Below are 21863 nucleotides of genomic sequence, written 5' to 3'. Positions count from 1 at the left end.
TGATTTTTTGTTAGCGAATGGCGTCGGGCCGCCCTCTACGGCTCCGACGCATGCAAAGAACTCACTCGGCGGCTTCGGCCAGCGTCACCGGATCGTCAGTCAGGCTGTAGCGCGTGAACTGCCGGTTCAGGGCCGGCAGCGGGGCCACTTCCATGATGCCCTTCGCCGGCTGCATGATCACCATCGACACCGTGGCCGAGAGATTGCCGGTCTCGTTGGGACGCGGCGGGCGGCAGACGGCATAGGGCGACAGGAAGTCGTCGAAGAACGCATTCTTGAGATCGGCGACGCTGAGCTTGCGGCCGGCATCGTCGAGCAGCTTGCGGACGCGCCAGTCGCGATAGAAACTCTCCGGCACCCGCGGAATGCCGGTGTCCTTGATCTTGGTGAGCGCGATCGAGCCGACCCAATGGTTGGCATGAACGATCAGGCCATCGGCCGGGTAGATCGGGAAGGCCTCATCAGGGGCGCATTCGAAGTCGATGGCGAAGCCTGCGACCGTCGAGAGCATCATGTTGTTCGAGCAGGCCTTCGGCGTCGTCGCCACGGCCTTCATCGCCATGGCGAAATGCTCCTGCTCCAGCACCTTGCGCCGGATCAGCGCCAGCGGCACGCCAGCCTGGGTGAAGTCGCGCTCGGATTCCAGATAGTTGGCGGTGATCGAAACGCCGGCGGCGTTCATGCCACAGCGAGCAAGACCGCCCGCCTCGACAAAGGTCAGGAAGTCCGGGCCGTCATCGCGGCGCACGCGCAGCACGATGGCGGTCTCGGCGCATTCCGCCTTCCAGTCCCAGTTCTGGCCGTGGATGAGTTCGCCCGTCACGCTGCGCTCGGGCAGAATGACCGCGCCCGTGCAACCATCGTCGAGCTCCTCGCCGGCCTCGACCGGCTTGGCCTTCTCGAGCCGTGCCTTGGCCATGACTTCGGTGCGGGCATTGACCATCACGATATCTTCGAGCGTGACGCCGGCACCGTCGGCTATGCCGCGCATCTCCTCGACATAGTGGGCGCCGAAAGCCTCGATCTCGCGGGCGAATTCGGCGATCAATCGCGACTTGGCAACGGCATCGTAGCCGAGATCGGTGAGCTGGCCGCCATAGAGCTCGATGCTGCGCTTGACGCGCGTGGGGACCGCTGCGCCATGCTGCCGGCCGCGCTCATAGGGCGATCCCGAAACATCGATGAATGGAAAGGGCTCAACCATGGACCAAATCTCCGCGCCGGCTCTGGCGCCCGGCTAACAGTTAATGTATTTCATCACGCAGTAAGACAATCAAGAGGAAATTCATGGCCGAACCGACGCGGCTCCAGCAGGATCTGGCCGAGCGCATCATCCAACTGGCGCGCGAGGATGGCCTCGCGGCGGGCGCATGGCTCAACGAGAACAATCTGGCCAAGCGCCTGAATGTCTCGCGGACCCCGGTGCGGGCGGCGCTCAGCCACCTCGAAGGCCAGGGAATCGTGCTTCGTCACCCCAACAAGGGCGTCGAGCTGGTCAGCGCGCTTCCGCTTCCGGCAGACAGTGGCGGCTCGCCCGACGAGACCGACCTCGCTCTGGTCAGGATCGCACGCGACCGCGAGAGCGGCGCGCTTGGCGATGACGTTTCCGAGCTGGAGCTGATGCGCCGATACGAGATGGCGCGACCGGAAATCCAGCGCACCCTGAAACGCCTGGCCGAGCTGGAGATGGTGGAGCGCAAGCCGGGCTATGGCTGGCGCTTCCTGCATGAATCCTCGGATTCGTCGCTGCGAATGGAGCGCTATCGCTTCCGCATGCTGCTCGAACCCATGGGTTTTCTCGAACCTGGCTTTCGCCTCGACGAGCACTGGGCGGCGGAGATGCTGAGGCGGCACCGCCACACCCTGACCCAGCCCTGGCGCGAGTCCTCCAGCGTCGCCTTCTACGAGATGAACGCGGCCTTTCACGAAGGTCTCGCGGCCGCATCGGGCAATCGCTTCATCCACTCCGCCATCCGCCGGGAAAACCAGATGCGACGGCTCTCCAACTATGATTGGGGCTCCGGCACCGAACGGGTCCAGGTCAGCTGCACCGAGCACATCGAGATCCTCGAACGCCTGCAAGCCGGAGACCGGGAAATCGCCTCGGTCCTGATGCGCCGGCATTTGCAGCGCGCCAGCGAACTCAAGCGGAGAGTCCGGCAACCGCCGCCCACGCCCGGCTAGCAAGGCATGTGAAGTGATATTGTCTTTCGTACGGAATAAAGACAGTATCGCCTCTCGCCAATGGCGCGCCCGTGATGGGATCGCCCCGCCCGAGGATCGCTTCATGCCAGCCACCGCCCTTCGCAGCGAAACCGACCGCAGCAACGCTCCGGACGCCTTCTGGATGCCGTTCACGCCGATGCGCGGCTTCAAGCAGGAGCCGATGCTGTTCGAGCGCGCCGAGGGCATGCACTACTTCACTCCCGAAGGGCGCCAGGTCCTCGACGCGATGGCAGGCCTCTGGTGCGTCAATGCCGGCCACGGCCAGCAGCGCATCGTCGAGGCGATCCGTGAGGCGGCTGGGCGCCTCGATTTCGTCTCTTCGTTCAAGATGAGCCATCCTGCCGCGCAGACCTATGCGGCACGGCTGTGCGATTTCGCGCCCGAGGGGCTCGATCACGTCTTCTTCGTCAATTCCGGCTCCGAGGCGGTCGATACCGCGCTCAAGATCGCACGCGCCTATCACCATGCGCGCGGCGACGCGCGCCGCACCAAGCTGATCGGCCGGGCCAAGGGCTATCACGGCATGGGTTTTGGCGGGCTTTCCGTGGCAGGCCTCGGCCGGCACAAGCGCGGCTTTGGCCCGCTGCTGCCGGAAGTCGCCCATCTCGCCCTACCCTATGATGCCGGCATGGCGTTCTCGCGCGGCCAGCCGGACACCGGCGCGGCCTATGCCGAGGAACTCGAGCGCGTGCTCGAGATGAACGACCCGGCCAGCGTCGCGGCCGTCATCGTCGAGCCGGTGACCGGCTCGGGCGGCGTCTACGCGCCGCCGAAGGGTTATCTCGAGCGCCTGCGCGCGATCTGCGACAAGCATGGCGTGCTCCTGATCTTCGACGAGGTCATCACGGGCTTTGGACGCCTCGGCACCCCATTCGCGGCGCAGGCATTCGGCGTGACGCCCGATCTCATCACCTGCGCCAAGGGCATGACCAATGGGGCGGTGCCGATGGGCGGCGTCATCGTCTCGAATACGGTCTATGATGCCTTCATGGCCGGCCCGCCCGAGGTGATCGAGCTGTTCCACGGCTATACCTATTCGGCTCACCCGCTCGCTTGTGCCGCTGGGCTCGCCACGCTCGATGTCTTTGCCGAACAGGGCATCGTGGCGCGCGCAAAGGCGGCAAGCACGCATTGGCAGGAGCGTGCGCTGGCGCTCAAAGGCTCCCCGCATGTTGCCGACATCCGCAGCATCGGCCTGCTCGGCGCCGTGGAGCTGACACCGCGGCCAGGGCAGCCCGGCGCGCGCGGAGCGGCCTGCGCCAAGGCCTGCTATGAGGCAGGTGTGCTGGTGCGCGGGTCGGGCGACACGATCGTGCTGTCGCCGCCGCTCATCGTCTCGGAAGGCGAGATCGACCTGGTTTTCGCGACCATCGCAACTGCCCTGCGCAGCATCGATTGATGCATCGGCTCTTCAGGACTTGATAGCAACCTCCCAGGCCCGCACGCGCGACTCCCACGGCACGAAGCCGGAGACGCGCGCCGTCGAGGCCCAGGCTTCGATCGAGTTGAACAGCATCACCAGCGGCACGTCGTCGATCATCCGCTTGTGCAGTTCGTCGAAGATCTTCTGACGCTCGGCCGGGCTCTCGATCTTCGAGGCCTTGTCGAGCAGCGCAATCACAGCGGGGTCATCCCAGACCTTGCGGGGCTGGTCCGCCTTCGGCCCGGTGAAATGCTCGAAGCTCAGCGCCGGGTCGAGCCGCGCCGAGTAGGAATGCACCATCAGCTGGTAATTGCCCTTGAGGAAGCGATCCATATGGGTCGCCCACTCCACGACATCGATGTCCGAGTTGACGCCGACGGCCTGGAACATCGACTGCAGCACGACTGCGATGTTGAAGCTTGGCGCCGATTTACGGTTATTGGTGGTGATCTTCAGCCGCTCGCCCTTGTAGCCGGCCTCGGTGAGAAGCTTCTTCGCACGCGCCGGATCGTAGCCGTGCGAGAGGTTCTGCACGTCGCTGTGATAGGCCGACTTGGCGTGGATCGTGGAGTTGTTCGGCTGCACGCCGAGATCGGAGACGATCGCGACGAGCTGGCTGAAATCGATGGCCGCCGCAAGCGCCTGGCGCATCGCCGGCGTCCTGAAGATCGGGTCATTGGTCTGGAAGAGCAGTGCATGGCGCGCTGCCGTGGTCGCGGTCTGGACCGTTATACCGGGAGCCTTCTTCAGCTCGGAGACATCAGAGCCCAGCACTTCGGCGATGTCGATCTGGCCTGCGATCAGGCCGGCCTTCACCGAGGCTGCATCCGGGACGACCAGGAACCTGACCTCCGGAACGAGCGGCCGCTTGCTGCCGGCAAAGCCGTCGAGGCCGCCGGGCAGCGACTGGTAGCCAGCGAAGCGCATCAGGCTGATCTGCTGGCCCCGCCGCCACTCGCCGAACTTGAACGGGCCGGTCCCGACCGGTGCTTTCCACGACCCGTCAGGATTCAACGAATCCTTATGGATTACTGCGGCGCTGCCGCAATCGGTGCGCGCCAGCGAGAACAGAAAGAGCGCGTTGGGCTGGTTGATGCGCATTCGCACGGTGGTTGGCGACACGGCTTCGACCGCTTCGACCTTGAGCCCGCTGCGGCCGTCGAAATCGGCAAGGCAACGCCATTCCGTTTTCGGGTCCATATATCGCTGCCAACTCCAGACGACGTCCGCGGCGGTCAGCGGCGCACCGTTGTGGAAGGTCAGTCCCTTGCGCAGTTCGAAGGTGTAGCTCAACCCATCCGGTGAGGTCTCGACCTTCTCCGCCAGCATGGGCCCGACGGTGCCGCCTTCGCGATAGGCGACCAGCCCTTCGACCATGTGGAGGGTCACCGCGTCGCTGTCGTCGTCGCGATTGACGCCCGGATTCGTGCCGCGAATATCGGCCCTGAGAGCGATGGTCAGGGTTTGCGCTGCCACCGGAGCACTCGACAGTGCCGCGAGCAGCGCCATCGCCGCAATGCGCGTTCGTGAAGCACGTCTCATGAGCAAGGACCTCCCAATCCCCGTGTCAGGCCGCAGCCGCGACGGCGACCGGATCGCCGGAAAGGCTGTAGCGGGTGAAGTGTCGGTTGAGCGCGGGCAGCGGCGCCACCTCCATGATGCCGAGCCCGGGCTCCATCACGATCATCGCGACGCTCGCCGTCAAATCACCGGTCGCTCCGGCTCGTGGCGGGCGACAGACGGCATAGGGCGACAGGAAATCGTCGAAGAGCGCGGCCTTCAGGTCCTCCCGCGTCAGGAAACGCTGCGGCTCGGTCAGCAATCGCCTGACACGCCAGTCGCGGTAGTGACTGTCGGGTGAGCCGAAGCCGGTATCGCGTAGCTTGGCAAGCGCGACCGGACTGATCCAGTGATTCGCGTGCACGATGAGCCCATCTTCCGGGTAGACCGGAAAGGCCTCGTCCGGGGCGCATTCGAGGTCGATGGCAAAGCCCCGGTCCTGGCTCAGCATCATATTGGTCGAACAGGCCTTCGGCGTGGTCGCCATCACCTTCATCGCCAGTGCCAGGTGCTCCTGCTCCAGTGCCTTGCGGCGCACCAAGGCGAGCGGAACGCCTTCCTGGCGGTAGTCGCGATCACTGCGCAGATAATTGCCGGTCACGCAGATGCCGGCTTCGTTCATGCCGTGACGGCCAAGGCCGCCCGCCTCGACGAAAGTGAGCAGATCGGGCCCATCCTGCCGGTGCACGCGCAACACGATCGCGGTTTCCGCGCATTCCGGCTGCCAGTCCCAGTTCTGCCCCTGGATGATGCTCCCGCTCCAGCTTCGCTCCGGCAGGATGATGGCGCCGGTGCAGCCATCGGCCATCTTCTCCTCCTCCTCCTCCTCATCGTCCTCATCGATGGGGCGGGAGGCAAGGAGGCGCGCCTTGGCGACGATCTCGGTCCGTGCATTGATCATGATGATCGCCGAGAGGTCGAGGCCGGCCCCATCGGCAATGCCGCGCATTTCCTCGAGATAGGCCTCGTCGAAGGCAGCAATTCCCCGGCTGAACTCGGCGATCAACGCTTCACGTTCACCTGGCTTCGATCCGAGCCTGTCGAGCTGGCCTGCGTAGAACCGTGCGCTGCGATGCACGCGATCTGTCACCGCCGCACCATGTTGCCGCCCTCGCTCGTAAGGCGACCCAGATACCGAGACGAAGGGAAATGGTGCAATCATCCACAGGCTCTGTGTTTTTTATTGCAGTTATATACACTGGACCATCGCCAAACCTTATTGTCAATGGCAAGAAAGGGAAGCTTCGGAGACGCCCACGTGTCGAGCGGACTGCATCGCGAAATCATTGGTGACATCCTGCGGCTCGGTCGGGACGAAGGATGGGCGGTCGATGCCGCGGTCGGAGAAAAGCCACTGGCCGCGCGCCTCGGTGTTTCACGAACGCCTGTGCGCCGCGCCCTGATCGATCTCAGCGAACGCGGCATTCTGCGGCGGGAGCTCGGCTCGGGCTTCAAGCTCAACCGCCCGATCGATGCCGCGGTCATCGCGGAATGCAGCAATGACGCTGACGGCGGCGCGGAGCTCTACCGGAAGATCCTGAACGACCGCGCCTCGGGCCTGATCCCGCTATCGGTGACGGAGAACGCGTTGCTTGTGCATTTCGGCGCGTCGCGCGGCGAAATGCGGCGCGCTTTGTTGCGCCTCTCCGCGGAAGGAATCGTCCAGCGCCAGCGCGGCCATGGCTGGCAGTTCTCGGAAAGCCTCGATAACCCGCAGGCTATCCTCGAGAGCTATGCCTTCCGCGAGGCGGTCGAGACCGCGGCGCTCAGCCAACCCGACTACCGCATCGATGGCGCCGCTCTGGAAAAGATGCGCAACGCGCATGAGGCGCTGATGCGCAAGCCCGCCTCCGAGATCGCGCCGGACATGTGGTTCCAGGTGAATGCGGAATTCCATGAGACGCTCGCCTCATGGTCACGCAACCGCTTCTTCCTGCAGGCGGTCAAGCGCCAGAATGCCCTGCGGCGCATGCATCAGTTCGTCGACTTCCCGCAATTGACGCCTGACCAGATCAAACAGTCCTGCGAGGACCATCTCGCCATCCTCGACGCTTTGGCCGCGGGGGATCGGCCGCGTGCCGTCGCCCTGCTCTCGGCCCATCTGAGCCAGGCAGCACAGGACTGGCGCAATCAGAACTAAAGACGCATGCGCGCCCTTGCCCCGGGGCTTGGCTTTTCCTTCGGTCTTCCTGATGGTTCGGGCGCCGCTCCCGAAAGGTGGCAAAGCCCACGCCTCTCCTTTGCCAGCAGGATGCCATGTCTGATCGCAGGAATATCGGCACCTTCGACTATGTCGTGATCGGTGCGGGGTCGGCGGGCTGCCTGCTCGCGAACCGGCTCTCGGCCGATCCATCCAAGCGCGTGCTCGTGCTGGAAGCCGGTGGCATGGACGACTGGATCTGGTTCCACGTCCCGGTCGGCTATCTCTACGCGATCGGCAATCCGCGTGCCGATTGGCGGTTCCAGACCGAGCCGCAGGCGGGGCTGGGCGGCCGGGCGCTCGCCTATCCGCGCGGCAAGGTCGTCGGCGGCTGTTCGGCGATCAATGCGATGATCTACATGCGCGGCCAGGCGGCCGATTATGACGGCTGGCGGCAACTCGGCCTGCAGGGCTGGAGCTGGGACGACGTACTGCCCTATTTCCTGAAGCACGAAGACCATATCGCGCCGCCGCCCGGCGGATTGCATCGCTCCGGCGGCGAATGGCGCGTCGAGAACCCGCGCGTGCGCTGGGCGATTCTCGATGCCGTCCGGGATGCGGCACAAGCGGCGGGAATCGCCAAGATCGACGACTTCAACACCGGCGACAATGAAGGGTCGGCCTATTTTCAGGTCAACCAGAAGCGCGGCCGGCGGGTGAGTTCCTATCGCGCCTTCCTGGTTCCGGCGCTTGGCCGCTCCAATATCCGGCTGGAAACCCATGTGCTGGTCGAGCGCATCATCATCGAGGAGGGCCGCGCTCGCGCGGTCGAATTCATCCATCAGGGTGAGAATCTGCGGGTGGACGTGAGTGGCGAGGTCGTGCTGAGCGCCGGCGCAGTCGGCTCACCTGCCATTCTCGAGCGATCAGGCATCGGCGACGGCGAACGGCTCCAGGCTCTGGGCATCGAGACGCGGCGCCATCTGCCGGGCGTCGGCGAGAACCTTCAGGACCATTTGCAGATCAGGCCCGTCTACAAGGTGGAGGGCGTGCGCACCCTCAACAGCGACTATGCGAAACTCTGGCGCAGGCCGCTGATGGCGCTGGAATATGCGGCGCTGCGCACCGGGCCGCTGACCATGGCGCCCTCGCAGGTCGGAGCCTTCGCCAAATCCTCGCCGGATTACGCCACGGCCAATCTCGAATTCCATTTCCAGCCGCTTTCGCTCGACAAATGGGGCGACGGGCTGCACCCGTTCGGCGCCTTCACCGCCAGTGTCTGCAACCTGAGACCTTCGAGCCGTGGCAGCGTGCATCTGAAGAGCCCCGACGCGAGCGACGCTCCCGCTATCTCGCCGAACTATCTCGCAACGGATGAGGACAGGCAGGTCGCGGTCGATGCGCTGAAGCTCGCGCGCCGGATCGTCGCGCAGCAGCCGCTCGCACGATTCAAGCCCCAGGAACATGTGCCTGGTCCCTCGGTGACGTCGGATGCGGAGCTTCTGGAGGCGGCAGGCCGGCTCGGCACGACGATCTTCCACCCGGCCGGAACCGCCAGGATGGGACGAGACGACGATGCCGGCGCCGTGCTCGACGAACGCCTGCGCCTGCGCGGTGTCGAGGGCCTGCGCGTCATCGACGCTTCCGCGATGCCGCGCATCACCTCGGGCAATACGGCCGCCCCGACGATGATGATTGCTGAAAAGGGTGCCCAGATGATCCGGGACGATGCCCGACGACGTTGACGACCCCGCGGCGCAGGAACCTGCGGTCAGCCTGGCTGGGGCATGCAGGGGGCCGGCTCGAGGTTGCGGCAGAGTCGCGATGAGGTCGACATCAAGACGGATTCATCCCGTCGTGATTGAAGGCCTGGTCGCTGCCTGACCCGCCTCCAATGCAGGCTCGCTCTCGTCCTTGAGTTCGACGCCTGTCAGCGAACGCCTGAGCGCTTCCCGTGTAAGCCAGGCGAGCTTGACGGCCGCGTGTTCGAAGGAGAGCCCGCCCGGGCGGATGTTCGAGACGCAATTGCGCGTGGCATCGCTCAGGCCGCGCCGCGGCGCGAAGGTGAGATAGACGCCAAGCGAGTCCGGTGAGGACAGGCCGGGTCGCTCGCCGATCAGCACCGCGACGAGGCGGGCGCCCAGTGCCTCGGCCGCCTCGTCGCCCAGCGCGACGCGTGCCTGGCTCGCAATCACGACCGGCGCGAGTGTCAGCCCCTGGCGCTGCAGTAACGGCAGCATCGCGGCGATGAGCGGCGCCGCATTCTGCTGGACTGCCGTCGAGGACAGGCCATCGGCGACGACGAAGGCGAAATCGAACGCACCGCGTCGGGCCTGCAGCATCGCCTGCGCCTCGGGAGAGAGACGCCGCCCGAGATCGGGTCGCCGCAGATAGAGATCGCGCGAGGGGGCGGCGCTCTCAACCTGCACCGTCTCCAGCGATAGCGCTGCGAGTTCGGCCGCGACCTCTTCGGGGCGGAACGGGATATGAACCGCGTCGCGTGCCTGCGCATGGGCGAGGCCGAAGCGCAGGACCTCGCGCGTCGGCAAGGAAGCACCCGCGCGGCCGAGCGCAATGCGGGCCGGCGTCAGCCGCGTCAGCGCCGCCCAGCGCTCGTCGGCCGGGAGCATGTCGTCGCCGCTCACGCCGCCTGCCCCTGCATGGCCGCCAGCAAGGCCTGCCCACCCCGCCCGCTGCTCAACCGCCCGGCCTCATCCGTGATGTCCATGCGTCGCAGCCAGGCCTCGAACTCGGGTGCGCGTCGCAGCCCGAGCACCTCGCGGACATAGAGTTGGTCGTGGAAGGAGGTGGACTGGTAATTCAGCATGACGTCGTCGGCGCCGGGCACGCCCATGACGAAATTGACCCCGGCCGTGCCGAGCAGGGTCAGAAGCGTGTCCATGTCGTCCTGATCGGCCTCGGCATGGTTGGTGTAGCAGACGTCGCATCCGAGCGGCACGCCCATCAGCTTGCCGCAGAAATGATCCTCCAGCCCGGCACGGATGATCTGCTTGCCGTCATAGAGATATTCCGGGCCGATGAAGCCGACGACCGTGTTCACCAGCAGCGGCTCGAAGGGCCGGCAGACGGCATAGGCCCGCGCTTCCAGCGTCTGCTGGTCGACGCCGTGATGGGCGTCGGCCGAGAGCGCGGAGCCCTGTCCGGTCTCGAAATACATCACGTTGTCGCCGATTGTGCCGCGCTTCAGCGAACGCCCGGCCTCCAGGCCTTCCTGGAGCACAGACAGCGAAATACCGAAGGATTCATTGGCCTTCTGCGTGCCGGCGACGGATTGGAAGACGAGATCGACCGGCGCGCCCTGCCCGATCAGCGCGATCGCACTGGTGACATGGGTCAGCACGCAGCTTTGCGTGGGAATGTCGAAGCGGTGGATCAACTCGTCGAGCAGGCGGACGAGATCACCGAGCACCGGCAGGGAATCGGACGCCGGGTTGATGCCGATCACGGCATCGCCACAGCCATAGAGCAGCCCGTCGATCGTCGAGGCGAGGATGCCGGCGGCATCGTCGGTCGGATGGTTCGGCTGGAGGCGCACGGCCATCGTGCCGGGCAGGCCGATCGTGTCGCGAAAGCGCGTGACGACCCGGCATTTGCGGGCAACCAGGATGAGATCCTGGTTCCGCATCAGCTTGGAAACGGCGGCTGCCATTTCGGGCGTCACGCCGGGTGCGATAGCGGCCAGGACCTCCGGCGTCGCCTTCTCCGAGCAGAGCCAGTCTCGGAACTCGCCGACCGTCTGCGACGCGATCGGCGCGAAGGCGGCCGCATCATGGGTATCGAGAATCAGGCGGGTGACCTCGTCGTCCTCGTAAGGCACCAGCGCCTCATTGAGAAAGGTTCGCAGGGGCAGGTCGGCGAGCGCGATCTTCGCCGCCATGTTCTCTTCCATGCTGGCGGCGGCGATGCCGGCCAGCATGTCGCCGGAACGCAGTGGCGTCGCCTTCGCCATCAACTGCTTCAGATCGGCAAAGACGTGGACATGCCCTCCGACCGTGACGCGGTATGTCATCAAGCTGTCCCCCGGATCCTGCCCGTACGAGTGTGGGAGCGGCCGTGCCGGAGCGCAAGCCGCGCCACCCCATGCAGAGCCTATGCCGGTCTGGCGTAGGCCTCGATCGTGTCGAAGAGCTTGCGCGAAATGATGATGCCGTCGGTCGCCGTGCGTGTGCGGGCGCCGGCGCGACGCTCGCCCGGCAGGCGGGCGCCGGGCTGACCGGCCACCGCATCGAACAGGCGCTCGAGGCGGGACGAAGCGCCCTCGCCCACCAGTTCGCCAGGGTCGATCGCGATGAAAAACTGGCCGGTGCGGGGCGAGCCGCCGAGATTGTCGGCGAAGGAGGACGCATCGATCGAGAGACTGGCGCCGGTCAGCCAGGCTGCGAAGACCTCGACGATCAAGGCAAGGCCGGCGCCCTTGTAGCCGCCGGACGGGACCATCGAACCACCGGCCAGCGCGGCCTTGGGATCGGTCGTCGGATTGCCGTCCCTGTCCAACGCCCAGCCGAGCGGGATCGCCTCGCCGCGCTGCTGTTGGACGACGATTTCGCTCTTGGCGACGACGCTGGAGGATTGGTCGAGCACCAACGGCTCGCGCCCCGCACGTGGCACCGCAAAGGCGATCGGATTGGTGCCGAAGACCGGCGTGGCACCGCCCGCCGGCGCGATCGAGGCCGGAGCGTTGACGAAGGCCAGGGCCAGCAAGCCATTCTGCGCGATGCGTTCGACATGATAGCCGACCACGCCGCAATTATAGGAGTTGGTGACGGCGAGGGCGGCGATGCCCTGGGCCTTTGCCGCCTCGCACAAAGCCGGCAGGCCGAAATCGATCGCCGGATGGGCAAAGCCGCCCTTGGCATCGATGCGGACCAGGCCCGGCTTCGGGCTATCGAGCACGGGGCGCGCCTTCCCGTCGATCTTGCCGACGCGGGCGTGTTCGCAATAGGTCGGCAGGCGCGCGAGGCCGTGGCTATGCACGCCTTCGGCCTCCGCCGCGACGACGGAAGCCGTGATCGGCGCTTCGTTGCGCGGATCGACCCCGCAGGCGAGCAGCACGCGCCGCGTCAGCGCCTCGACCTGGGCGAGCGTCATCTGAACGCCGTCGGCGGAACTCTGCGTGTTCATGCCGCCTCCTCCTTGTCCTGTTCGGCGCCGTAGAACCGGGACGCGGCCTTCGGCGTCACCAGCCCGTCGGAGAGGTCCTTGGCGAGGCGCTTCGGATCGCGCCGCGCCGGATCGCCGAAGCCGCCGCCGCCGGATGTCTCGATGGTGACGGTGTCGCCGGCCTTCAACGGGATGCCCGAGACCTTGGATTGGAGAGAAAGTTTCGAGCCGTCCGCGCGCGTCACGGTGGTGCGGCTGAGCGAACCGGGCTCTCCGCCGCCAATGCCATAGGGCGCATGCCGGAAACGCTCGAAATTGGTCGAGAGCGAGCCCTCGGCCGCGTCCAATCGCCATTCCCGCACGAGGCCCAGCCCGCCACGGAATTCACCGGCGCCGCCGGAGTCGGGAATGAGCCCGTATCTGGTGAAGGTCACCGGGTACTTGGCCTCGACCATCTCGATCGGGGCATTGGTATTGTTGTGCAGGCCGCAGGAGAGCGCGCTCGCGCCGTCGCCTCTGGCATGTCCGCCCCAACCGCCAACCTCAATGTCGAAATAGACCTGGCGCTTGCCCTTCGGGTTCGTCGTCTGCAGCGCGTAGACATAGGAGATCGCGTAATAGGCAGCCGGGATGCGCTCCGGCATGATCTGCGCCAGCGCGCCGAAGACGGCGGTCGCGATGCGATGGTTGACGACCATGCGGCCGGCGACGGGCGCCGGGAAGACCGCGTTGACCACGCTGCCTTCCGGCAGCTTCACGGTGACGGCGCGATAGCAGCCGGAATTGGCCGGGATCTCGCCGCCGAGTGCCGCCAGCAGCGCGTAGTAGACGGCCGAGCAGGTCATGGCGGGGGTGTTGTTGACCGGCCCCTTCACCTGCGGGCTCGACCCCTCAAAATCGAGCGTGATGGTCTCGCCGCGCTTGATGATCTTCACCGCAAGGCGGATCGGCTCTTCCGACTGGCCATCATCATCGACCAGTTCGACGAAGGAGGATTCGCTGTCGGGAAGCGCCTTCAGCGCGGCGCGCACCATGCGCTCGGAGCCGTCGAGGATGGCCGACATTGCGGCTGCGAGCGAGGCGGAGCCGTATTTGCGGGCCATGCGCGCCACGGCCCGCTCGCCGATGCCGAGTGCGGCGATCTGCGCGTTGAGGTCGCCGCGCGTCTCGTCGGGCTGGCGCACATTGTGCAGCAGCATCTCGAAGACGCCGGTGTTGAGCACGCCTCTGTCGACGAGGCGCAGCGGCGGGATGCGGATGCCTTCCTGGAAGACCTCCGTCGCATTGGCATAGTAGCTGCCGGCCGCACCGCCGCCGACATCGACATGGTGGCAGAGCGTACCGACGATGCCGACCCGTTCGCCATCAACGAAAACCGGCCGGAAGGTCTGGATATCAGGCAGATGCTGGCCGCCGGAATAGGGATCATTGGTGACGATGACATCGCCGTCGTTCCACTGGTCGAGTGGAATGAAGCGATCGAGGATCGTGCGCAGGCAGTCCGACATCGAGTTCAGGTGAACCGGGATGCGCGCGGACTGGGCGATGTTGCGGCCTTGCGCATCGAAGACGGCGGTCGAGAAATCCAGGATTTCGCGAACCACGGTCGAGCGGCTGGTGCGCCAGATCGTGATGCTCATTTCCTCGGCCGCAGCGACCAGCGCATTGCGGATGACTTCGAGGCGGACGGGGTCGATGCCCTTGAAAATGTCGCTCATGGTGTCGGGCCTCACTGCGCGGTGATGCGGTCGGCGATCAGGGCGCCGGCGGAATGGGTGACGATGTTCCAGCCGGCCGGCAGGTAGATCGAGGTGTAGGGCTCTTCGACGACGGCCGGGCCGCTGACGGGATCGGTGGTGCCGATTGCATCGCGCTCCCAGACCGGGGTGTCGACTGCCGCTCCCCGGCCATGGACCGGGCGCGACTGTGCGGCCGGTTTCGCGGAGCCGGCGGCCTGGCGCGCCGGCACGGGCTTGGCCAGCGCTCCCACTGCCTTTAGGCGCAGGGCGACGATTTCGACCAGGACCTCGGGCTCGTCATAGGAAAAGCGCTGCTTGTGCAGGGCGTGGAAGGAGGCACTCGCCTTGGCGACACCAGCGGCCGAGAAATCAGCCTCGTCCAGCGGCACACGCAGGTCGAAGGCCTGACCGGCATAGCGCAGGTCGACGGCCCATTCGAAACGGCGTGCCGCGGGCGCGACACCGTCCTCGGCGAGCAGCGCTTCCGCCTCCGTGACGAGGCGGGACGCGGTCGCTTCCAGGCCCGGCGCGAGTTCATCGAAGAGGCCGATCTGCGTGGCGCCGAGATCATGGGCGATATCGGACCAGAGGATGCCCCAGGCCGAGAGCGTCGAGGCATGGGCGGGGAAGATGACACGGCGGATGCCGAGTTCCTCCGCCACCTCGCAGGCATGGACACCACCGGCACCGCCGAAGGACAGCATGGCGAAATCCTCGGGGTCGAGCCCCTTCTCGAAGAGCGAGAGCCGGATCGCCATGGCCAGCGCCGAATTCGCGACGTCGATGACGCCGGCCGCGGTCCTGTCGACGGAGAGCCCTAGCGGCGCCGCCACGGTTTCGGCAGCGCGCCGCGCGGCCTCACGGTCGAGCGGCATCGCCCCGCCCATGAAGCTCTTGCCGTCGAGCCGACCGAGCAGGAGATTGGCGTCGGTCACGGTGAGCGCGATACCACCCTTGCCGTAACAGGCCGGGCCGGGATCGGCTCCGGCGCTGTGCGGGCCGATGCGCAGGCGATTGCCGTCATCGACCCAGGCGATCGAGCCGCCACCGGCGCCGATGGTGCGCATCTCGATCATCGGCAGCCGCACGGGCAGGCCATCGACCTCCCCCTCATTGACCATCGAGACCACGCCGTCATGGACCACGGAGACGTCGAACGAGGTCCCACCCATGTCAACCGCGACGAGATTGGGCTCGCCGAGCTCGGCCGACAGGCGCCTGGCCGCCGCGGCACCGCCGCTAGGGCCGGAGAGCAGCAGGCGGGCGGGCTCACGCCCGGCCTTGGCCAGGCCGGACACACCACCATTGGACTGGACGAGGTAGACCTGAGTCTGCGGCACCTCCTCGGCGAGGCGCCCGGCGAGACGGTCGGTATAGCTCTGGACGATCGGCACCAGCAGCGCGTTCAGCGCCGTGGTCGACATGCGTTCATATTCGCGGATCTCGGGCGAGATGTCGCTGGCGAGTGAGATGGCGACGCCCGGCAGCAAGTCAGACAGAATCTCGCCAACGCGCCGCTCATGGGCCGGATTGGCATAGGCGTGCAGCAGGCAGACCGCGACCGACCTGACGCCGGCCCTGGCGATTTCGGACGCGATCCTGCGAACGCCGTCCTCATGCAGCGGAGTAATGATCCGCCCGTCTGCACCGACGCGCTCCTCGACGCCGAAGCAGAAGCGGCGGGCGACGAGCGGCTCCGGCTGCTCCAGGGTGATCGCGTAGACGTCCTTGCGGCCGTGCCGGCCGATCTGCATCACGTCTTCGAAGCCCGTCGTGGTGACCACTGCCCCGAGTGGCAGCTTGCGTTCCAGCACCGCGTTCGTCGCGATCGTGGTACCGTGCAGCAGATATTGCACTGCTTCCAGCGGGAAACCGAAGCGCTCCGACGCTTGGCGGATGCCGGTGAGGAGGCCGACGGACGGATCCTTCGGTGTACTCGGGGTCTTGATCTGGTGGATCGCGCCGGTACCGGCATCGAGGATCTCGATATCGGTGAAGGTGCCGCCGATATCGACGGCGATGCGGATATCCTGTTCCATCAGGCAAAACTCCAGGGTTCCCGCTCGCGCCGCGAGCAGGCCAGGTTCGAAGAGTGGGCGTTTCGGCGCGGCGGCGGGCCCTGCCCGACCGCCTTCAGTGTTCGGCCGGGCTAGCGGCCTGCTTCATGACAGCTCGAGACCATGCGGCTCCCTTTGTCCGGCCGTCCTGATGCGACCAAGGTGTTCATTTGACGAAGGTCTTGGCGAGGCCGGAGGTCCGGTCGACAACCAGAACGACGACGAGCGTGAGCACGACGAGCAGCACGGACAAGGCCGCGACCAGCGGATCGGCCTGCTGTTCGACGCGGTGATACATCGCAACCGGCAGCGTCGAGATGCGGGGGCCGGTCATGAAGAGCGAGAGCACGACCTCGTCGAAGGAGACGAGGAAGCAGAGCGCCGTGGTGCCGACAATGCCCGAGCGCATCATCGGCAGGGTGACGCGCCGAAACACCGTCAGCGGCGAGGCGCCCAGCGTCGCGGCCGCTTCCTCGACCGGGATCGGCAGGGTGGCGAGAGCGGTCGAGAGCACCCGGATGGCGTAGGGCAAGGTCACGACCAGATGCGCTGCAACGAGACCCTGGAAGGTCGCGAGTAGGCCATATCCGGAAAACACGATCAGGATCGCCAGGCCGAGCACGATCGTCGGCAGCAGCAGCGGCGCGGTGAACAGGCTCGACAGGAATTCCGCGCCGCGCGGCTTGAGCCTGACCAGGGCATAGGCCGCCGGCAGGCCGATCAGCAGGCTGAGCACGGTCACCAGGAAGGCGAGCAACAGGCTCGTCCAGAAAGCGGAGACCATCTTCCCGTCCGCGAAGATCGCCGGGTACCATTTGGTGCTCCAGCTCGAAGGCGGGAACATCATGTAGCTGTCGCCGGAGAACGAGATCGGTACGACGACGATCAACGGCGCCAGCAGGAAGATGAACATCGCACCGGCGAGGATCTTCAGGGCGGGAGAAATCGGGCGTTCGTCCATGATGTCCTCCCCTCACATGATTGCGCGCAGGGCGCGGGTGTAGAGCACGAGAGCACCGCCGAAGATGACGAGCACGAGGATCGAGAGCGTCGCGGCGAGCGGCCAGTTCAGCGTCACGATGGCCTGGTCGTAGATTTCGGTCGCAAGCAGGAAGACACGGCCGCCACCGAGCAGCTTCGGCGTGATGAAGGATGAGACAGCCAGCACGAAGCAGAGCAGCGACCCAAGCGCGATGCCCGGCAGGGTCAGCGGCACGACGATATGGCGAAACACCTTCCACGGCGGCGCGCCGAGCGTGGACGCAGCCTCCTCGACACGCGGATCGAGCCGGCCGAAGCCGGCAAGCAGCGCGAGGATCATGTAGGGCATCAGGATCTCGGTCAGCCCGATCACCACGCCGGTCTTGTTGAACATCAGCTTGAGCGGCGCGATGCCGATGGCACCGAGCGCATTGTTGACGAGTCCGTTTTCCGAGAGGATCGCGACCCAGCCATAGGTCCGCACCACCGCCGAAGTCAGCAGCGGCGAGATCACCAGCACGAGCAGGATCGTGCGCCATGTGCCGCTGGAGCGATGAAGATAGAGCGCGATCGGATAGGAGCAGACCAGCGTCATCAGCGTGATTCCGAGGCTGACCAGGATGCTGTTGAGAATGAGCTCGGCGTAGAAGCTGTCACGCAGCACCGAGGCCCAGGTCGCGAGCGTATAGACCTCGACCATCGCGCCCGTCGCCTGCGACTCGTAGAACGACATGCGCAGGAGGTTGAAGACGGGTGCGAGGAAGCCGAAGGCGTTCACGAGCGCGATCGGCAGGAGCAGCAGCACGACCAGCGGCAGGCCGCTGCTCCGCTCCGCGGCCGGCATCGGGGCCGCCATCGCTGCGGCTGGCGCGACGGCGCTCATGCTGCCGCTCCGTAGACGAAGATGTCCTGCGGCCGCCAGGACAGGGTCACCGGGCGGCCCGGCTCGATCACGCTCTCGCCGCCGCGGGTCGCGAGCTCGACCGAGACGATCTGGCCACCGACATCGACGTCATATTGCAGGATGTCGCCGGCGAAGATCGCGCGGGCGACGGTGCCCGAAACGTGCTGGCGCGCGGAATCCGCGGCTGCAGCAGAGTCCGGCGAAAGCCCGAGGCGATGCGGGCGGATCATCACCTGCACCGGTCCCTCGAGGCCGGCGGGAGCGGCTATGCGCTGGCCTGCGAACTCGGCCGCGCCATTGCGGGCGACAGCCGTCAGGCGATTGCTGCGGCCGACGAAGCTCGCGACGAAGGCCGTATTCGGCGTCTCATAGAGTTCGACCGGGGTTCCGAGTTGTTCGAGCCGGCCCTGATTCATCACCACGACCTTGTCGCACATGGTCAGCGCCTCGACCTGATCATGCGTCACGAAGATCGCAGTGATGCCGAGGCGCTTCTGGATGTCGCGGATCTCGTTGCGCATCTCGTCGCGCAGCTTGGCATCGAGATTGGAGAGCGGCTCGTCGAGGAGCAGGATCGAKGGACGGATGACGAGCGCACGCGCCAGCGCCACGCGCTGCTGCTGGCCGCCGGAGAGCTGGGCCGGCCGGTGCTCCTCCTTGCCGGTGAGGTGGACGAGCGCGATCGCCTCCTTCACCCGCTTGGCGATCTCGCCCTTGTCGACTTTGCGCATCTCGAGGCCGAAAGCGACGTTGCGCGCCACGCTCATGTGCGGGAACAGCGCATAGCTCTGGAAGACCAGACCCATGTCGCGCCGATGCGTCGCGACCTCGGTCAGGTCGCTGCCGCCGACGACGATCCGTCCGGAGGTCGCGGGCACGAGGCCCGCGATCATTCTCAGCGAAGTCGTCTTGCCGCAGCCCGAGGGGCCGAGGAAGGCGACAAGCTCGCCCTTCGGCACCTCGAGATCGAGATTGTCGACCGCGACGAAGTCGCCATAGCGCTTGGTCAGGCTCCGGATCGAAAGGAAGCCCTCTGGTGCATCGGTTCGGCTGGTCATGGTCGACATCCTCCTTTGGCTCAGCGGCTCAGCGGGATCACCTTGCGGCGCCACTGGTCCATGATCGGCTCGCGGACCTTGGCGAGTGCGATCCAATCCACCGGGATGACCTTGTCCATCGACTTCACCGCCGTGCGCGCGATCGCGGCGTCCGAGATCTGCGCCTTGGCATTGGTCGGCGCGTAGAACATCGCTTCCGTGAAAGCCTTCTGCGCCTCGGGGCTGAGCGCGTAGTTGATGAACTTCGCGCCGGCATCCTTGCCGGGGCCGCCGGCGACCTGGTTGACGGTGTTGATCTGGAAGACGCTGCCTTCCTTCGGCAGGGTCGCACCGAGCTTGCCGTTCGAGGTGTCGATGTTCACCTGCGCACGGGCGTTCCAACCGGCGCCCACCGTCGCCTGGCCGGAGATGATCGTGACATAGACCTCGGGCTTCGGCTCCCAGGTCTGCACGTTGGGCGCGATCTCGCCGAGCGCGGCGATGCCCTTGTCGACATTCTTGAGATAGTCGGTGCCACCGCGCGCCTTGTCGGTGATCAGCACGAGCGAGAGGCCCTGGATGTCAGGCATGCCGGGGATTGCGACCTTGCCGGCGAACTTCTTGTCGGCGAGGTCCATCCAGGACTTCGGCGTCTCCTTCACCGTATCGGTGTTGTAGAGCAGCACGAGGTTGTCGAAGGTCACGGCGACGCCGTCGACATCGGCAATGCGCGCGCTGGGGTAGAGATCGGCGACGTTCGGGGTGTTCTTCTCGTCGATCTTGGTGAGCAGCTTCTCGTCGGTCGCAGCCTTCGAGACCGAGACGTCCATGATCACGACATCGGCCTGCGGCGCGGCCTTCTGGGCGCGCAGGTTGCCCAGCATCTGGGCCGAGTTCGGCATCGGGAAATATTCGACCTTGATGCCGGGATTGGCCTTCATGAAGGGCTCGACCACCGCCTTGGTGTAGCGCTCCTGGAAGAGACCGGAATAGGCCATCACCGTCACGGTCTGCTGGGCCATGGCGGTGCTTGACAGGAGTGCGGTCGCGAGCCCGGCTCCGATCGCGATCTTGGCATATGTCTTCATGCGACTTCCCCTCTGTTTATGGTTGCGCGAGCGGCTTTGTGCCGCCCGCTTCGACATGTCGGACATTCAGACCCTGGCGAGCTTGCCCTCGACCATGGCGGTAGCGCCGGAGATATCGGGCAGCTTCTCGCCCTTGCGCAGGCGCTCGAGCAGGACGAGTTCCTGCTCCTGCATTTCGATGGCGCGGCGGGCATAGGCTTCGGCCGTCGCGGCCTTGAGGACGACAATGCCGCTCTCGTCGCAGAGCACGGCATCCCCCGGCTCGATCGTCTGGCCGCCGACGCTGACCGGAACGTTGATCGCGCCCTCGGTGCCGAGGATCTTGGTCGTGATCGGCGACGGACCGCGGCACCACATCGGCATGTCGGTCTTGACGATCTCGGAGAAATCCGTGGCCGGGCCGTCGATGACACCGGCAGCCACTCCGGCATTCTTCATGGCGTGGGTGACGACGCCGCCCCAGCAGGCATGCTTGGTGTCGCCGCAGCGGTCGATCACGACCACATCGCCCGGACGGACGAGCTTGGTCAGGTAGTGCAACGCGGTCGAATCCGCGTGTGGGATGCGGATGGTGACCGCCGTGCCGGCGATGCGCTTGGTCGGCAGCACCGCGCGGATCTCGCGGTCGACGAAGCCTGAATGCAGGACATGACCGATGGTCGCGACTTCGCATTTCTCGAGCAGCGCAACGAGGCTGGCCGGAATCTGCGCCGGCATGGGATTGACGATGAACATGCTGCGCTCCGGTCAGCCGATGACGTGATGATTGGCGACGGGGACCGCAGCGCGGACCTTGGCGGTGTAGTCGAAATCGAGCCTGGCGCTCGTCGTGCCGATACCGTCGGAAGCCTGGGCGGCGATATGGCCCCAGGGGTTGATGACCATGGAATGGCCGTAGCAGGCGTTCTTGCCCTGCGCATGGGTGCCGGTCTGTCCGGTCGCCAGGAACCAGGTCTGCGTCTCGGCCGCGCGGGCCCGGGCCAGCAGTTCCCAATGGTCCTTGCCGGTCATCAGGGTGAAGGCGGCGGGCAGCACGATCAGATCGGAACCGGCGTCGCGCAGCTTGCGGAAGAGCTCCGGGAACCGGATGTCGTAGCAGATGGCGCAGCCGACCGTGGCGTCCCCGACCTTATAGGTCACGACCTCCTTCCCACGCGAGACCATGTTGGACTCACGGTAGCTCGAGCCGCCGGGAGCATCGACATCGAACAGGTGGATCTTGCGGTAATGCGCGATCTGCTTGCCATCGGGACCGAAGACGAGGGTCGCATTGAAATAGTCGTCACCGTCGCGCTCGCAGACGCTGCCGGCATGGATGGTGACGCCGTGCTTCTCGGCCAGGCCCGACATCAGGCGATAGCTCTCGCCGTTCGGAAAGGTCTCGGCGCTCTCGCGCATCGCCGCCGGACTGCCGTCCAGGAAGGCGTAGTATTCCGGCAGTACGATGAGATCGGGATGGTCCTCGGCGACGACCTTCTCGATCATGGCCCGGGCCGTCTTGAGGTTCGCGGACTTGTCGTCCTGCGAGTTCATCTGGATGAGCGAGACTTTCAACGGCGTTCTCCCTGCAGGTGTTGCCGCAGCAGA

18 protein-coding genes are annotated in these 21863 nt (G+C 66.0%); 4 read left to right on the top strand and 14 right to left on the bottom strand.

What is annotated here, in order from left to right; all coding sequences use genetic code 11:
* Positions 1-61 precede the first annotated feature (61 nt).
* Entirely contained in the window at positions 62-1204 is a 1143-nt protein-coding gene (locus AC1DW9_RS20855; protein WP_441507098.1) for a C45 family autoproteolytic acyltransferase/hydolase, read from the bottom strand.
* A gap of 83 nt (positions 1205-1287) precedes the next feature.
* On the opposite strand from AC1DW9_RS20855, the gene AC1DW9_RS20850 reads away from it, so the two are divergent.
* Both AC1DW9_RS20850 and aptA read left to right on the top strand, forming a co-directional pair.
* On the top strand, positions 1288-2184 hold the full coding sequence (locus AC1DW9_RS20850) for a GntR family transcriptional regulator (RefSeq protein WP_441507097.1): 897 nt from the start codon (positions 1288-1290) through the stop codon (positions 2182-2184).
* Between the two features lie 103 nt (positions 2185-2287).
* A complete protein-coding gene (gene aptA, locus AC1DW9_RS20845) occupies positions 2288-3625 on the top strand; it encodes an omega-aminotransferase AptA (RefSeq protein ID WP_441507096.1) in 1338 nt (445 codons plus the stop codon).
* Positions 3626-3637: 12 nt separating this feature from the next.
* Here aptA and AC1DW9_RS20840 read toward each other — a convergent pair whose 3' ends face one another.
* Both AC1DW9_RS20840 and AC1DW9_RS20835 read right to left on the bottom strand, forming a co-directional pair.
* Positions 3638-5191: an ABC transporter substrate-binding protein gene (locus AC1DW9_RS20840; protein WP_476776381.1), complete on the bottom strand. Its 1554-nt coding sequence runs from the start codon at positions 5189-5191 to the stop codon at positions 3638-3640.
* A gap of 25 nt (positions 5192-5216) precedes the next feature.
* The gene (locus AC1DW9_RS20835; protein ID WP_441507094.1) at positions 5217-6287 is read right to left on the bottom strand and encodes a C45 family autoproteolytic acyltransferase/hydolase; all 1071 of its coding nucleotides are present in this window, start codon (positions 6285-6287) and stop codon (positions 5217-5219) included.
* On the opposite strand from AC1DW9_RS20835, the gene AC1DW9_RS20830 reads away from it, so the two are divergent.
* Together AC1DW9_RS20830 and AC1DW9_RS20825 are read left to right on the top strand one after the other, a co-directional pair.
* Entirely contained in the window at positions 6282-7349 is a 1068-nt protein-coding gene (locus AC1DW9_RS20830; RefSeq protein ID WP_476832515.1) for an FCD domain-containing protein, read from the top strand. The genes AC1DW9_RS20835 and AC1DW9_RS20830 overlap by 6 nt on opposite strands.
* A gap of 116 nt (positions 7350-7465) precedes the next feature.
* On the top strand, positions 7466-9094 hold the full coding sequence (locus tag AC1DW9_RS20825; RefSeq protein WP_441507092.1) for a GMC family oxidoreductase: 1629 nt from the start codon (positions 7466-7468) through the stop codon (positions 9092-9094).
* Positions 9095-9196: 102 nt separating this feature from the next.
* Here the strand turns inward: AC1DW9_RS20825 and eutC are convergent, their stop codons facing one another.
* The 11 genes from eutC to AC1DW9_RS20770 form a co-directional block, all read right to left on the bottom strand.
* Positions 9197-9979, bottom strand: a complete 783-nt coding sequence (gene eutC / locus AC1DW9_RS20820) for an ethanolamine ammonia-lyase subunit EutC (protein ID WP_441507125.1) — start codon at positions 9977-9979, stop codon at positions 9197-9199.
* An 11-nt stretch (positions 9980-9990) separates the two neighbouring features.
* On the bottom strand, positions 9991-11379 hold the full coding sequence (locus AC1DW9_RS20815; protein WP_441507091.1) for an ethanolamine ammonia-lyase subunit EutB: 1389 nt from the start codon (positions 11377-11379) through the stop codon (positions 9991-9993).
* 80 nt (positions 11380-11459) lie between these two features.
* Complete coding sequence (locus AC1DW9_RS20810) at positions 11460-12491, bottom strand: Ldh family oxidoreductase (protein WP_476776379.1); 1032 nt, start codon at positions 12489-12491, stop codon at positions 11460-11462.
* Positions 12488-14188, bottom strand: a complete 1701-nt coding sequence (locus tag AC1DW9_RS20805; protein ID WP_441507089.1) for a hydantoinase B/oxoprolinase family protein — start codon at positions 14186-14188, stop codon at positions 12488-12490. Before AC1DW9_RS20805 ends, AC1DW9_RS20810 begins: the two co-directional genes overlap by 4 nt.
* An 11-nt stretch (positions 14189-14199) precedes the next feature.
* A complete protein-coding gene (locus AC1DW9_RS20800) occupies positions 14200-16248 on the bottom strand; it encodes a hydantoinase/oxoprolinase family protein (RefSeq protein ID WP_441507088.1) in 2049 nt (682 codons plus the stop codon).
* Between the two features lie 184 nt (positions 16249-16432).
* On the bottom strand, positions 16433-17227 hold the full coding sequence (locus AC1DW9_RS20795; protein ID WP_441507087.1) for an ABC transporter permease: 795 nt from the start codon (positions 17225-17227) through the stop codon (positions 16433-16435).
* A gap of 12 nt (positions 17228-17239) precedes the next feature.
* Entirely contained in the window at positions 17240-18130 is an 891-nt protein-coding gene (locus AC1DW9_RS20790; protein ID WP_441490857.1) for an ABC transporter permease, read from the bottom strand.
* A complete protein-coding gene (locus AC1DW9_RS20785; protein ID WP_476776378.1) occupies positions 18127-19209 on the bottom strand; it encodes an ABC transporter ATP-binding protein in 1083 nt (360 codons plus the stop codon). The genes AC1DW9_RS20790 and AC1DW9_RS20785 overlap by 4 nt, the downstream gene beginning before the upstream one ends.
* Before the next feature lie 20 nt (positions 19210-19229).
* Complete coding sequence (locus tag AC1DW9_RS20780) at positions 19230-20210, bottom strand: ABC transporter substrate-binding protein (protein WP_441507124.1); 981 nt, start codon at positions 20208-20210, stop codon at positions 19230-19232.
* A 132-nt stretch (positions 20211-20342) separates the two neighbouring features.
* Positions 20343-21011, bottom strand: coding sequence for an RraA family protein (locus AC1DW9_RS20775; protein ID WP_441490859.1), 669 nt, complete (start codon positions 21009-21011; stop codon positions 20343-20345).
* Between the two features lie 12 nt (positions 21012-21023).
* Positions 21024-21830: a carbon-nitrogen hydrolase family protein gene (locus AC1DW9_RS20770; protein ID WP_441490860.1), complete on the bottom strand. Its 807-nt coding sequence runs from the start codon at positions 21828-21830 to the stop codon at positions 21024-21026.
* Positions 21831-21863 lie beyond the last annotated feature (33 nt).

This window comes from Allobosea sp. P4_E12 (assembly GCF_056401655.1).
The sequence above is the reverse complement of the archived record's forward strand: the minus strand, read 5'-3'. Positions and strand labels throughout refer to the sequence as shown.

What these genes read in the sequence shown, in the direction of transcription:
- aptA (WP_441507096.1), top strand. Translation starts at nt 2,288, where the DNA reads ATGCCAGCCACCGCCCTTCGCAGCGAAACCGACCGCAGCAACGCTCCG.
- AC1DW9_RS20775 (WP_441490859.1), bottom strand. Translation starts at nt 21,011, where the DNA reads ATGTTCATCGTCAATCCCATGCCGGCGCAGATTCCGGCCAGCCTCGTT.
- AC1DW9_RS20855 (WP_441507098.1), bottom strand. Translation starts at nt 1,204, where the DNA reads ATGGTTGAGCCCTTTCCATTCATCGATGTTTCGGGATCGCCCTATGAG.
- AC1DW9_RS20830 (WP_476832515.1), top strand. Translation starts at nt 6,282, where the DNA reads ATGCACGCGATCTGTCACCGCCGCACCATGTTGCCGCCCTCGCTCGTA.
- AC1DW9_RS20810 (WP_476776379.1), bottom strand. Translation starts at nt 12,491, where the DNA reads ATGAACACGCAGAGTTCCGCCGACGGCGTTCAGATGACGCTCGCCCAG.
- AC1DW9_RS20825 (WP_441507092.1), top strand. Translation starts at nt 7,466, where the DNA reads ATGTCTGATCGCAGGAATATCGGCACCTTCGACTATGTCGTGATCGGT.
- AC1DW9_RS20800 (WP_441507088.1), bottom strand. Translation starts at nt 16,248, where the DNA reads ATGGAACAGGATATCCGCATCGCCGTCGATATCGGCGGCACCTTCACC.
- AC1DW9_RS20795 (WP_441507087.1), bottom strand. Translation starts at nt 17,227, where the DNA reads ATGGACGAACGCCCGATTTCTCCCGCCCTGAAGATCCTCGCCGGTGCG.
- AC1DW9_RS20805 (WP_441507089.1), bottom strand. Translation starts at nt 14,188, where the DNA reads ATGAGCGACATTTTCAAGGGCATCGACCCCGTCCGCCTCGAAGTCATC.
- AC1DW9_RS20840 (WP_476776381.1), bottom strand. Translation starts at nt 5,191, where the DNA reads ATGAGACGTGCTTCACGAACGCGCATTGCGGCGATGGCGCTGCTCGCG.
- AC1DW9_RS20815 (WP_441507091.1), bottom strand. Translation starts at nt 11,379, where the DNA reads ATGACATACCGCGTCACGGTCGGAGGGCATGTCCACGTCTTTGCCGAT.
- AC1DW9_RS20850 (WP_441507097.1), top strand. Translation starts at nt 1,288, where the DNA reads ATGGCCGAACCGACGCGGCTCCAGCAGGATCTGGCCGAGCGCATCATC.
- AC1DW9_RS20780 (WP_441507124.1), bottom strand. Translation starts at nt 20,210, where the DNA reads ATGGCCCAGCAGACCGTGACGGTGATGGCCTATTCCGGTCTCTTCCAG.
- AC1DW9_RS20790 (WP_441490857.1), bottom strand. Translation starts at nt 18,130, where the DNA reads ATGAGCGCCGTCGCGCCAGCCGCAGCGATGGCGGCCCCGATGCCGGCC.
- eutC (WP_441507125.1), bottom strand. Translation starts at nt 9,979, where the DNA reads ATGCTCCCGGCCGACGAGCGCTGGGCGGCGCTGACGCGGCTGACGCCG.